11 protein-coding genes are annotated in these 12,948 nt (G+C 65.3%); 10 read left to right on the top strand and 1 reads right to left on the bottom strand.

What is annotated here, in order from left to right; all coding sequences use genetic code 11:
- Nucleotides 1-20: 20 nt before the first annotated feature.
- The 6 genes from ACVW1B_RS26970 (at nucleotide 21) to ACVW1B_RS26945 (ending at nucleotide 7,951) form a co-directional block, all read left to right on the top strand.
- Entirely contained in the window at nucleotides 21-1,262 is a 1,242-nt protein-coding gene (locus ACVW1B_RS26970; protein ID WP_253607108.1) for an SMP-30/gluconolactonase/LRE family protein, read from the top strand.
- Between the two features lie 210 nt (nucleotides 1,263-1,472).
- Complete coding sequence (locus ACVW1B_RS26965; RefSeq protein ID WP_253607109.1) at nucleotides 1,473-3,740, top strand: acyl-CoA dehydrogenase; 2,268 nt, start codon at nucleotides 1,473-1,475, stop codon at nucleotides 3,738-3,740.
- Entirely contained in the window at nucleotides 3,740-5,023 is a 1,284-nt protein-coding gene (locus ACVW1B_RS26960; protein ID WP_253607110.1) for an acetyl-CoA C-acetyltransferase, read from the top strand. Before ACVW1B_RS26965 ends, ACVW1B_RS26960 begins: the two co-directional genes overlap by 1 nt.
- Nucleotides 5,024-5,025: 2 nt before the next feature.
- Nucleotides 5,026-7,122, top strand: coding sequence for a 3-hydroxyacyl-CoA dehydrogenase NAD-binding domain-containing protein (locus tag ACVW1B_RS26955; RefSeq protein WP_253607111.1), 2,097 nt, complete (start codon nucleotides 5,026-5,028; stop codon nucleotides 7,120-7,122).
- Nucleotides 7,119-7,580, top strand: a complete 462-nt coding sequence (locus ACVW1B_RS26950) for an acyl-CoA thioesterase (protein WP_057016954.1) — start codon at nucleotides 7,119-7,121, stop codon at nucleotides 7,578-7,580. The genes ACVW1B_RS26955 and ACVW1B_RS26950 overlap by 4 nt, the downstream gene beginning before the upstream one ends.
- Nucleotides 7,581-7,756: 176 nt before the next feature.
- Entirely contained in the window at nucleotides 7,757-7,951 is a 195-nt protein-coding gene (locus ACVW1B_RS26945; protein WP_057016955.1) for a hypothetical protein, read from the top strand.
- Here ACVW1B_RS26945 and ACVW1B_RS26940 read toward each other — a convergent pair.
- Nucleotides 7,927-8,058, bottom strand: coding sequence for a hypothetical protein (locus ACVW1B_RS26940; protein ID WP_256521284.1), 132 nt, complete (start codon nucleotides 8,056-8,058; stop codon nucleotides 7,927-7,929). The two genes, ACVW1B_RS26945 and ACVW1B_RS26940, sit on opposite strands and share 25 nt — an antisense overlap.
- Nucleotides 8,059-8,087: 29 nt before the next feature.
- Here ACVW1B_RS26940 and ACVW1B_RS26935 point away from each other — a divergent pair, with 29 nt between their 5' ends.
- From ACVW1B_RS26935 to ACVW1B_RS26920, 4 genes are all read left to right on the top strand, one after another.
- Nucleotides 8,088-8,927: a DeoR/GlpR family DNA-binding transcription regulator gene (locus ACVW1B_RS26935; protein ID WP_057016956.1), complete on the top strand. Its 840-nt coding sequence runs from the start codon at nucleotides 8,088-8,090 to the stop codon at nucleotides 8,925-8,927.
- 75 nt (nucleotides 8,928-9,002) lie between these two features.
- Nucleotides 9,003-9,992, top strand: a complete 990-nt coding sequence (locus ACVW1B_RS26930) for a hypothetical protein (protein WP_253607112.1) — start codon at nucleotides 9,003-9,005, stop codon at nucleotides 9,990-9,992.
- A 273-nt stretch (nucleotides 9,993-10,265) separates the two neighbouring features.
- Complete coding sequence (gene glpD, locus ACVW1B_RS26925) at nucleotides 10,266-11,810, top strand: glycerol-3-phosphate dehydrogenase (protein WP_225158590.1); 1,545 nt, start codon at nucleotides 10,266-10,268, stop codon at nucleotides 11,808-11,810.
- A complete protein-coding gene (locus ACVW1B_RS26920) occupies nucleotides 11,807-12,946 on the top strand; it encodes an ABC transporter ATP-binding protein (RefSeq protein ID WP_168857235.1) in 1,140 nt (379 codons plus the stop codon). The genes glpD and ACVW1B_RS26920 overlap by 4 nt, the downstream gene beginning before the upstream one ends.
- Nucleotides 12,947-12,948: the final 2 nt, after the last annotated feature.

Below are 12,948 nucleotides of genomic sequence, written 5' to 3'. Positions count from 1 at the left end.
CAACAGAGTGGGAGGATGCGATGACACGCCACGAGCGGAGCGATCCGAACGAAGAACAACGCGATCCGAATGTTTCACGGCGCACGCTGGTTCAGGGACTTGCGGTTTCCGCCGCTGCCGTAGCTAGCATCGGCAACGCGCTGGCCCAGAACGCGCCCGCGCCGGTCGGGCCGCCGACGACGATCACCAGCCCGCCGCGCGACTTCAGTCCGCGCGGTGCGCCGACCACCTATTTCTGGGACCCCGACATCATCGCGGTCGATCCGTCCTTCAACGACCTTGCCCAGCCCAACACCTCGATCAAGCGCCTCTATACCGGCCTGTTGTGGGCGGAAGGCCCGGCCTGGAGTTCGCAGGGCCGCTATCTGCTGTGGAGCGACATCCCTAACAACCGGCAGATGCGCTGGTCGGAAGATGACGGCCATGTCAGCGTCTTCCGCATGCCGTCGAACTACTCGAACGGCAATTCGTTCGACTTCCAGGGCCGCCAGCTGTCCTGCGAGCATCTCACCCGCCGCGTGACGCGCTACGAGAATGACGGCACCGCGACCGTGCTCGCCGACAACTATCAGGGCAAGCGGCTGAACTCGCCGAACGACGTCGTCGCGCATCCGGACGGCAGCTACTGGTTCACCGATCCGCCCTATGGCGGCCAGCTCTATGAGGGCGAGCCTGATGCCGCGGGCGGCCCGAGCAATCCGGCCGGCAAGCTCAATCCCCGGATCGGCCAGCCGGCGGGCTTCGTCCCGGCCAAGCGCGAACTGCCGACCAATTGCTACCGCATCGATCCCTCGGGCCGCGTCGATCTCGTGGTCAGCGAGGACCAGGTGCCGGATCCGAACGGCCTCTGCTTCTCGCCCGACTACAAGAAGCTCTACGTGGTCTCGACCGGCAAGGGACCGGGCGATAGCGGACCCGGCGGCAAGGGTGACGTTTTCGTGTTCGATGTCGGCGCCGACAACAAGCTTTCCAACGGCAAGCGGTTCAGCGATTTTACGATCGACGGCGTGAAGTGCGGACCGGACGGTATCCGCTGCGACGTCAACGGCAATGTCTGGTGCTCGAGCAATGCCGGCCGCGCGGTCGGTTACAGCGGCGTGACGGTGTGGTCGCCGGAAGGCAAGCTGCTCGGCCGTATCCGGCTGCCCGAGGTCTGCGGCAACATCACCTTCGGTGGTCCCAAGCGCAACCGCCTGTTCATGGCCGCAAGCCAGTCGCTCTACGCGGTCTATACCGCAACCCAGGGAGCGGGACCCGCCTAGCTCGTCCTGCATGGGGATGGCGTCTGCGCCATCCCCGGCTACCTGATTGTCGCAGCTCAGCTTTCGGAACTGAACGCGTGGCGTGCCGTTAACAAAATGGCGCCTGGGCCGCGTCAATTTCGCTTTATCTGCGAAGCGAAGTGTTCACCGGTGAACGGCACTTTCCGATAAGATCACCCATCCGCGCCGCCGTTTCATGAGGGATCCGCCATGAGCTTCCGCCGCGACTATATGACAAAACCGATCTTCTCCTGGGCGCGTGGCGTGCTGCCGACGATGTCGGACACCGAGCGCGAGGCGCTGGAAGCCGGCGACGTCTGGTGGGACGCCGATCTTTTCACCGGCAATCCCGACTGGTCGAAATTGCTGGCGTTCGCGCCGGCCAGATTGACCGAGGAAGAGCAAGCCTTCCTGCACGGTCCGGTCGACGAGCTCTGCAGGATGCTCGACGAATGGAAGATCAACTGGGAATGGCGCGACCTACCGCCCGAAGTCTGGGCCTTCATCAAAGCCAAGAAATTCTTCGGCATGATCATCCCGAAGGAATACGGCGGCCTCGGCTTCTCGCCCTACGCGCATTCCGAGGTGGTGCGCAAGATCTCGTCGCGCTCGCTGACCGCGGCCGTCACCGTGATGGTGCCGAACTCGCTCGGGCCCGGAGAGCTCTTGATGCGGTTCGGCACCAAGGAGCAGCAGGACAAATGGCTGCCGCGCCTCGCCTCCGGACAGGACATTCCATGTTTCGGCCTGACCAGCCCGGAGGCAGGCTCCGACGCCGCCTCGATGATCGACACCGGCATCATCTGCAGGGGCAATTTCGAAGGCCGTGAGGTGCTCGGCTTGAGGCTCAACTGGCACAAGCGCTACATCACGCTCGGCCCGGTCGCGACGCTGCTCGGCCTTGCCTTCAAGGCCTATGATCCCGATCACCTCGTCGGCAGCGAGGAAGAGCTCGGCATCACCGTCGCGCTGATCCCGACCCATCTGCCGGGCGTGTCGATCGGCCACCGCCATCTGCCGGCGATGCAGGTGTTCCAGAACGGCCCGAACTGGGGCAAGGACGTCTTCATCCCGCTCGACTACATCATCGGCGGCGAGGCACGGCTCGGTCATGGCTGGAAGATGCTGATGACGGCGCTCGCCGCCGGCCGCGGCATCTCGCTGCCGTCGCTGTCGGCGGCCGGCGCTGCCTATGCCGCGCGCACCACCGGCGCCTATGCCCGCATCCGCGAGCAGTTCGGCATCTCGATCTCGAAATTCGAAGGCATCGAGGAGCCGCTCGCCCGCATCGCCGGCACGGCCTATCTGCTCGACGCCGCGCGACGGCTGACCTGCGCCGCACTGAACGAGGGGCATCATCCCGCCGTCATCTCCGGGATCATGAAGCTGCACGCCACCGAGAGGATGCGGATCGCGATCGACGACGCCATGGACATCCATGGCGGCAAGGCCGTGATCGACGGGCCGCAGAATTATCTCGGCGGGCTCTACCGCTCGGTGCCGGTCGGCATCACGGTCGAGGGCGCCAACATCCTGACCCGCAATCTGATCGTGTTCGGGCAGGGCGCGATCCGCGCGCATCCATATCTGTTGCTGGAGATGAACGCGCTCGGCGAGACCGACCGCGACAAGGGTCTGACCGCGTTCGACACCGCGTTCTGGAAACATATCGGCCACAGCTTCGCGACCATGTTCCGCGCCTGGGGCCGCAGCTGGAGTTTTGGGATGTTCGCACCGGCGCCGGATGCCGGCGATGCGACCGAGTTCTATCGCCAGCTGTCGCGCTACTCGTCGGCGTTCGCGCTGTGCGCCGACATGGCGCTGCTCACCCTCGGCGGCGCGCTGAAGCGCAAGGAGATGCTCTCGGCACGCTTCGGCGACATCCTGTCCGAGCTGTATTTGCTCTCCGCTGCTTTGAAACGCTGGCAGGACGAGGGCCGACAGAAGGAGGATCTTCCCGCGCTCGAATGGTGCATGGCGTCCGGCTTCAAGACCATCGAGAACCGCTTTGCGGAAATCTTCGCCAATCTGCCGAACCGCCCGGTGGCTTGGCTGCTGAAATTCCTGGTCCAGCCGTTCGGTGCCCGCGTCACCGGCCCGACGGACCGCGTCGTGCAGCAATGCGCGCAGCTCGTGCTGTCGCCGTCAGCGGCGCGCGACCGGCTGACGCCGGACCTCGCCTTTGTCGAGGACGACGGCGGCATCGCAAGGCTGGAGAAGGCCTTCCGCCTCGTCACCGAGGCCGAGGATGCCGCCAAGCAGCTGCGCGCGGCGCGCCTGCATGACTGGAAGGAGGCGGTCAAGAAGGGCGTCATCACCGAGGCCGACGGCGAGAAGCTTGCCGCTGCCCACGAGGCCGTCGCCAAAGTCATCGAGGTCGATGATTTTGCGCCGGAGGCGCTGTCCCCGATTTACAAGAAATCCGCCGACGTGCATCAGTTCTTCCAGGAACTTGGTGAGCAGAGGGCGGCGAGCTGATGGCGCGACCAGTCTTTATCGTCGACGGCAGCCGGACGCCGTTCCTGAAGGCGCGCTCCGGTCCCGGCCCGTTCACCCCGGTCGATCTTGCCGTACAATGCGGTCGGCCGCTGCTGGCACGGCAGCCTTTCGCGCCCACCGCCTTCGACCAGGTGATCCTCGGCTGCGTCAACGTGATCGCCGACGAGATGAACCCGGCACGGGTTGCGGCGCTCAGGCTCGGTATGGGCGAACAGATGGTCGCCTTCACGGTGCAGATCAATTGCGGCTCCGGCATGCAGTCGATCGACACCGGCTATCGCTACATCCGCGAGGGCATCTCCGACCTGATCCTCGCCGGCGGTGCCGAAGCCTTGAGCCACGCGCCGCTGGTCTGGCCCAATTCGGGCGTGCGCTGGTTTGCCGGCTTCGCCGGCGCCAAGGGGCTAGGTGCCAAGATCGCCGCGGCGCTGAAGGTGAAGCCGAGTTACTTCAAGCCGATCATCGGCCTCGAGCGCGGGCTGACCGACCCGATCACCGAGCTCAACATGGGGCAGACCGCCGAGAAGGTCGGTCATCTCTTCGGCATTACGCGCGCGCAGTCTGATGCGTATGCCGCCGAGAGCCATCAGCGGCTGGCCAACGCGCAGCAGCAGGGCTTTCTCAAGGGCGAGGTCGAGACCGCGTTCTCCCGCGACGGCAAGTTCTTCGACCATGACGACGGCGTCCGACCGGACTCGACGCCCGAGACGCTCGCAAAGCTGAAGCCGGTGTTCGAGCGTCCGTGGGGCCAGGTCACCGCCGGCAATTCCTCGCAGATCACCGACGGCGCCTCCTGGGTGATCCTGGCGTCGGAGAAGGCGGCGGCCAAGCACGGGCTGACGCCGAAGGCCGTCATCCTCGACAGCCAATGGTCGGCGCTTGATCCCTCGATCATGGGCCTCGGCCCGGTGCTCTCGGCGAGCGCGCTGCTCAAGCGCAATAGCCTGACCTTGCAGGATGTCGAGACCTGGGAGCTGAACGAGGCCTTCGCCACCCAGGTGCTGGGCTGCCTCGCGGCATGGAACGACGAAAAATTCTGCCGCGAGATCCTTGGGCTCGATGGCGCGGCCGGCGAGATCGACCGCGCGAAGTTGAACGTCGACGGCGGCGCGATCAGCCTCGGCCATCCGGTCGGCACCAGCGGCAACCGCATCGTGCTGCATCTGGTCAATGCGATGAAGCGGCTCGGCACCAGGCGCGGCGTCGCCACCGAATGCATCGGTGGCGGGCAGGGCGGCGCGATGTTGATAGAGACGGTGTGATCATGGATTCACGGATCATGGACCTTCTCGCCGATCGCGTGCTCGAACTCGGGCCGAAGCCTGCCGCCGACAGTCCCTACAAGAATTTCAAGCTGACGCGCGATGACGACGGTATCGCCTGGCTGCTGTTCGACCGCGCCGGCGCCAGCGCCAACACGCTGTCCGCCGATCTACTCGAGGAGCTCGATGCCATCGTCGCGGCGCTGGAGAACCAGCGGCCGGCGGGTCTCGTGGTGCGCTCGGCCAAGCCAAGCGGCTTCATCGCCGGCGCTGACGTCAATGAGTTTCGCGGCGCCAGCGATTCCAGCGCGGTCGAGACCGCGATCGGTCGCGCCCATGCGGTGATCGACCGGCTCGAGGCGCTGCGCGTGCCGTCGGTCGCCGTCATCCACGGCTTCTGCCTCGGCGGCGGCCTCGAGGTCGCGCTGGCCTGCCAGATGCGGATCGCGATCGACGATGCCAGGTTCGGTTTCCCAGAGGTGATGCTCGGCCTGCATCCAGGTCTTGGCGGCACCGTGCGCTTCACCGAGCTGGTCAACCCGATGCAGGCGATGACCTTGATGTTGACCGGCAAGACCATCGACGCGCGCCGCGCCAAGGCGCTCGGCCTGGTCGACGCCGTCACCCAGGAGCGCCATGTCCGCAACGCGGCGAAGGATGCGGTGTTCGGCCGGCTGAAGCGCGCCAGGCCGGGCGCGCTCAACTCGATTCTCAATCTTGGTCCGGTCAGGGGCTTCCTCGCCTCGCGGATGCGCAGCGAGGCCGAGAAGGCCGCGCCGCGCAAGCATTACCCGGCGCCCTATGCGCTGATCGATCTGTGGGAGAAGCACGCCGGCAACCGCGCGGCGATGCTGAATGCGGAGAAGGCCTCGTTCGCCAATCTGATGGTGACACCGACCGCGCAGAACCTGATCCGTGTGTTCTTCCTGCGAGAGCAGATGAAGAAGCTCGCCGGCAGCGGCAACAAGGTTGCGCACGTCCATGTCATCGGCGCCGGCGCGATGGGCGGCGATATCGCGGCGTGGTGCGCCAACCAGGACATGCGGGTGACGCTCGCCGACATGAAGGCCGAGCCAATTGCGGGCGCGATGAAGCGCGCCGCGGAGTTGTTCGGCAAGATCATGCGCAAGCGGATCGACCAGCGCGACGCGCTCGACCGGCTGATCCCCGACATGGACGGCGAGGGCGTCCGCAATGCCGATCTGATCATCGAGGCGGTGCCAGAAAAGCTCGAGCTGAAGCAGAAGGTCTATGCCGGCCTCGAGCCGAAGCTGAAGCCGGGCGCGATCCTCGCCACCAACACCTCGAGCATCCCGCTGCAGGACCTGCGCACCACGCTGGCACGGCCGGAGCGGCTGCTCGGCCTGCACTTCTTCAACCCGGTGTCGCGGCTGCAACTCGTCGAGGTCGTCAGCCATGACGGCACCGATGCGGCGATGCTCAAGGAGGCGCTCGCGTTCGTCGGCGCCATCGACCGCCTGCCGCTGCCGGTGAAGAGCTCGCCGGGCTTCCTCGTCAATCGCGCGCTGACGCCCTACATGCTGGAAGCGATGATGATGCTGGACGAGAAGACCGATCAGCGCCTGATCGACGCAGCCGCCGTCGAGTTCGGCATGCCGATGGGGCCGATCGAACTCGCCGACCAGGTCGGCCTCGATATCTGCCTCGATGTCGGCGACATGCTGCGCTCGAAGTTCGGCGACACGCTGCCGCCGACGCCTGCGTGGTTGCGTGAAAAAGTCGCCAAAGGCGAGCTCGGCCGCAAGACCGGCAAGGGCTTCTACACCTGGAAGGACGGCAAGGCGGAAAAGGCGCCGCTGCCGGAGACCGGTCCCCGGGTCACCGATGAGATGATCGACCGCCTGGTGCTGCCGATCTCGAATGTCTGCGTCGCGGCCTTGCGCGAAGGCATCGTCGACAATCCCGATATGGTCGACGGCGCGATGATCTTCGGCACCGGCTATGCCCCGTTCCGCGGCGGCCCGCTCAACTATGCGCGCAGCCGCGGCGTCGACGATGTGGTGTCGGCCATGCAGGCCTTGATGCGCAAGTTCGGCGGACGATTTGCGCCGGATCCCGGCTGGGAGGCATTCAAGTGAGCGATTCGCAAGTGACCGGCTCGCAAGTGACCGACGCCCACGCTCACGCGCCGCTGAGCAACGACGCCGAGCCGAAGGGCGATCTCTGCATCCGCACGCTGGCGATGCCGGCCGACACCAATGCCAATGGCGACATCTTCGGCGGCTGGCTGCTCAGCCAGATGGATCTCGGTGGCGGCGTGTTCGCCTCCAAGGTGGCGAAGTCGCGCACCGTGACGGTCGCGATCGACGCGATGAACTTCCGCAAGGCGGTCAATGTCGGCGATCTCGTCTCCGTCCACGCCAATCTGGTGCGCATCGGCCGCACCTCGATCACGGTGCATCTCGAGGCCTGGGTGCTGCGCCGCCGCGAGCAGCAGTCGATCCTCGTGACCGACGGCAATTTCACCTATGTCTCGATCGACGAGCAGGGCCATCCGCAACCGATTCAGCGCGACGGCGCGACGATCGAAACCTGACATCCTCCGCGCGCCAGTGCCGCTGATTCGGTGGGAAAGGAAACGCGTCGAAACTGAGTCCGGAGCGTGGTTTGATTGCAAAAACCCGGAGTTTTTGGCGCTTCGCCGCGCAAAATAATCGAGGAACAAACAGCCAGCGACTCCGTTGTCGGGCCGAAGTCAAACCGAGGCTGACAATGTCCGACAGTTACGTGATCGAAGTGAGTTCGCAGACGGCGGGTATCGTGGTGCGCGATACGCGTGGTTATCAGTTCTTTGCTGCATCGCACCTTTTTGACCGCCTTGAAGGCCAGATCTTCCGCAATGCGCGCGAGGCCGAGCGCGCGGCGCGCCGGCTGCTCGCCGGTCAATCCATGCAGATGGCATCGTAGAACGCCTTCGCGTCATTGCGCATGGCCCGGGCGAAGCGTCCACCTTCGCCCAGGCCTTCCCTGACCCGGCACTGCACGTTGACCTCCGTGCCGAACGGTCGCACCATGGGCGACTCGCCGTTTCAAGGGGGCCGCCGTGGCCGGACTCTCCCATCGCCAGACTGAAATCCTCAACATCGCGCGCGCGTTCGGCCGGGTCATGGTCGAAGACCTCGCCAAGCGGTTCGAGGTGTCGGCGCAGACCATCCGCAAGGACCTCAACGATCTCTGCGACCAGCGCTCGCTGACCCGCATCCATGGCGGCGCGATCATCGCCTCGGGCGTCGAGAACCTCGCTTACGAGGCGCGCCGCTTCGTCGCCGCCGAGGAAAAGAAGGCGATCGGCGCTGCCGCGGCGGCACGGATTCCGAACGGCTGCTCGCTGTTCATCAATATCGGCACCACCACGGAAGAGGTCGCGAGCGCGCTGACCTCGCATGAGGACCTGCTGGTCATCACCAACAACCTCAACGTCGCGATGCTGCTCTACCGCCATCCGCGCATCGAGGTGGTGGTGGCCGGCGGCACGGTGCGCCGCGCCGACGGCGCCGTGGTCGGCTCCACCGCGACCCAGCTGATCGGCCAGTTCAAGGTCGACTACGCCATCATCGGCGCATCCGCCATCGACGAGGAGGGCGCGCTGCTCGACTTCGACTATCGCGAGGTGCAGGTCGCGCAGGCGATCATCGCCAATGCGCGCAACGTGATGCTGGTCTCGGACTCGACCAAGCTGCGCCGCAGCGCGCCGGTGCGGATCGCCCATATGAGCCAGATCCAGACCTTCGTGACCGATTCACCGCTTCCTGCGGGCCTCGCCAATATCTGCCACAGCCGCGGTATCGAGGTGGTCGTCGCGATGGACAAGCCGCAAGTCGATCTCGACGACAACGCCGCCGACGCGGCACCCGCGGCGCTGCGCAGCGCGCAAGGCGCTTGATCTCTCAAGTTTTAGCGAACCTGTTTCGGATGCCTTTCGGCCGCTGTTGTAGCCTGCCTGAGGTGGAGCGGTTCATTGGTCAGCACGCAATTCAAGATCGTCACGGCATTGGGCATGGCGGCGATGTTCGGCGTCGTCTCGTTTGTCCTTGGCTTTAACGTCGCATCCGCGTGCGCGACGGCGCTGGCCGGCGCTGTTTCTGCGCTTGTGGTCATGCGTGCGTTCGATGGTGAGACCCAGCCGCCATCGAAGAGCGTCCGTGCCGACATCTTTCGCCTCGGCAGCGAGAGCCGCCAGGCCTGGCTTTCGGAACTGGAACAGCAGAACGGCCGTGGCAGGAAACTGCTTTACGGACTGTCGCGGATCTTCCTTTCGGGATCGCCGTGTCAGCGCATCGCGAGCGGGGGCTTCCTCGCGCAGTCGGTAATCGGCCTGGTGGCGATCGTCCTGTTCTGGCTTGGCCAGGCGATGGGCTTTGACATGCGGCTGTTCGCAATCCCGCCGTTCGGGAGCCTGTTTGCGGATGGCATCCCGATGTCGGCTGAAGCAATCGCGGGGGTGAGGTTCGAGCACCTCTTCCTGCCGCTGGTCGCGCTCTACGCCGTCACGTTTTCCCTGTTCCTGATCGCATTGCTTGGCGATCTCGCGACCATCCTGCGCGATGGCGAGAGCAGTGGAAGTATCTCACGATGCCGCTGTTCTGCTTTGCATTCTGGGCACTCCTGGCGCACCGAAAATCATCGGGATATAGCGCCCTGCAAGTCGCGCTCGGCGGCGGACACCTCTGGGCCTATGTCGCGATCTTCGTGTTCTTTCCGCTTTTCTTTCTCGTGCTGTCGGCGTCGCTGCCAGGCAATCGGGCGATCCGATGAACAGGGCTCGCTCGATCGGGCGAATCTATCTCCGCTTCGCGCTCAAATGGTATGCGATCCTTTTCGTCGCATCGTTGGTCTTCTACGTCCTGTTCGCCAGCGGTCACACATTCGTCGCGTCGACCGGTGTGCTCTTGCTCGCCGTCTACTTTGTGCGCGACAGCCGAGCTTGCGCCAAGCGGGTAGGCGGTGAAGTTCACCGTACCTACGATCCCGAAAAGGCTCTGCCGGAATTGCGCGTCGGACGATCGCCACAGCGTCCCTGACCGTCCGCCACCGCCTTGCCTGGCGTCACGCCAAGCGTCGCTCGTCCCGTCCCTCCAAAAGCCCTGACCACGGGCACTCCGCCCAAAGAATCCCCAGCCCGAGTTCCCCATTTTCACTTTGCTTTCGTTTTTGGTTGTGATTTACTCCAATACGAAAGTAAAACCGTCAAAGCGAAGGCGGTTGCCGGGGGAAGCGTTCTTTGGACCAGATTTACGACCTCGCCATCATTGGAGGCGGCGTTAATGGCTGCGGCATCGCACGCGATGCGGCGGGCCGGGGTAACTCTGTTTTCCTCTGTGAAATGAATGACTTGGCTAGCGGGACGTCGTCCTGGTCGACCAAGCTCGTGCATGGCGGTCTGCGCTATCTCGAATATTACGAGTTTCGTTTGGTGCGCGAGGCGCTGATCGAACGCGAAATCCTCTGGCAGATCGCGCCCCACATCATTCGGCCGCTACGTTTCGTTTTGCCGCACCACGCCGGCCTGCGTCCGGCCTGGCTGCTGCGGCTCGGCCTCTTCCTCTACGACCATATCGGCGGCCGGCATTTGCTGCCGGCGACGCGCTCGGTCGATCTGACGCGCGACGCGGTCGGCAAGCCGCTGATCCCGGGCCGCTACACCAAGGGCTTTGAATATTCCGACTGCTTCGTCGACGATGCCCGGCTGGTTGCGCTGACCGCGCGCGATGCCGCCGATCGCGGCGCCGAGATCCGCACCCGCACCCGCGCGGTCGAGATCAGGCAAGTCGACGGCGTCTGGCACGTCACGGTCGAGGACAGCGTCACGGGTGCCCGCGACACGATCCAGTCACGCGTGCTGGTCAATGCCGGCGGTCCCTGGGTCGAACAGGTCCTGGCCTCGGGCGCCGGCGTCAACGCGCGCGCCAAGGTGCGCCTGGTGCAGGGCTCGCACATCGTGGTGCCCAAGCTCTACGACCACGACCGTGCCTACATCTTCCAGAACGCCGACGGCCGCATCATCTTCGTCATTCCCTATCAGAACGACTTCTCGCTGATCGGTACCACCGATCGCGACTATGACGGCGATCCGGCCAAGGTGAAGGCGACGCAGGAGGAGATCGAATATCTCTGCGCGTCCGCCAGCGCGTATCTCGCCAAGCCGGTGAAGCCCGAGGACGTGGTCTGGAATTACTCCGGCGTGCGTCCGCTCTATGACGACGGCGCCAGCGAAGCCAAGGCCGCGACCCGCGACTACGTGTTCGAGCTAGATACGCCCGGCGGTGCGCCGCTACTGTCGATCTATGGCGGCAAGATCACGACCTATCGCCGGCTCTCCGAAGAGGCGCTGGAGCGGCTGTCGCCTTATCTCCGCGGCACAAAGGCGCAGGAGGGCTGGACCGGCAAGGCGCCGCTGCCCGGCGGCGACATGGATGTATCCGCGGTCGCGGCGCTGAGCGCCGAATTGATCCGCACCTATCCGTTTCTCGCGCAATCGCACGCCAATCGTCTCGCGCATGCCTATGGCACGCGCGCCAGCAAAGTCTTGGGCAATGCAACATCGACGGCCGATCTTGGCCGCTCCTTCGGCGCCACCTTGACGGAAAGCGAAGTCAGGTACCTGATGGCGAACGAATGGGCTCGGACTGCGGACGATGTCGTCTGGCGGCGATCCAAGCTGGGCTTGCGGATGACGGCGGGTGAAATCGCCGCGCTCGACGAGTGGATGCTCGCCAACCGCGTGTCCGGTGAACGTCCCCTCCGCGAAGCGGGAGGACGGGCATGAGCGTCACACTGCAGAATGTCACGCGAACCGTGGATGGCATTCCGACCATCCGCGACGTGTCGCTGACGCTGGAGCGTGGCACGCTCAGCGTGCTGCTCGGGCCGACGCTGTCGGGCAAGACCTCGATCATGCGGCTGCTCGCCGGCCTCGACAAGCCGACCACCGGCCGCGTGTTGGTCGACGGCAAGGACGTCACCGGCGCCGACGTGCGGCAGCGTTCGGTCGCGATGGTCTATCAGCAGTTCATCAACTATCCCTCGCTGACGGTCTACGAGAACATCGCCTCGCCGCTGCGCGTGCAGGGCAAGCCGCGCGCCGAGATCGAGCGGCGGGTGGCGGAAGCGGCCGGCCTGTTGCGGCTCGAGCCGTTCCTGAAGCGCACGCCGCTGCAACTCTCCGGCGGCCAGCAGCAGCGCACCGCGATCGCGCGGGCGCTGGTCAAGGGCGCCGACCTCGTGCTGCTCGACGAGCCGCTCGCCAATCTCGACTACAAGCTGCGCGAGGAGCTGCGCGCCGAGCTGCCGCGCATCTTCGAGGCCTCCGGCGCGATCTTCGTCTATGCCACCACCGAACCGTCGGAAGCGCTGCTGCTCGGCGGCGACACGGTGTGCATGTGGCAAGGCCAGGCGCTGCAAACCGGCGCGACGCCGAAGGTCTACCGCCATCCCGACACGCTGCGCGTTGCCCAGGTGTTTTCCGATCCGCCGCTCAACATCATCGGCATCGAGAAGAAGGGCGCGCAAGTGATCTATGCCGGCGGCGAGCAGGCGCCCGCGGCCGGCCTCTATGCCAATCTGCCCGACGGCCGCTACCGGACCGGCTTCCGCGCACACCAGCTCGAGGTCGGGAATGTCGCGGCCGGCCGCCACAAATTTTCCGCCGCGGTGACCGTGACCGAGATCACCGGGTCGGAGAGCTTTGTGCACGTCCATGTCCACGGCTCGAATTGGGTCGCGGTGCTGCACGGCGTGCACGAATATGAACCCGGGCAGGTGCTCGATGCCGCGCTCGATCCCGACAACATCTTCGTGTTCGACGCCGCCGACCGCCTCGTCGCATCGCCCGCGACCTCGTTTTCGGGCAACGTGCATCGCAGTGCGCGCGCTGCAAACGCGTCAGCCGGCAACGGCAAGTGAGG

This window comes from Bradyrhizobium sp. USDA 4502, from assembly GCF_054063355.1.
The sequence above is the reverse complement of the archived record's forward strand: the minus strand, read 5'-3'. Positions and strand labels throughout refer to the sequence as shown.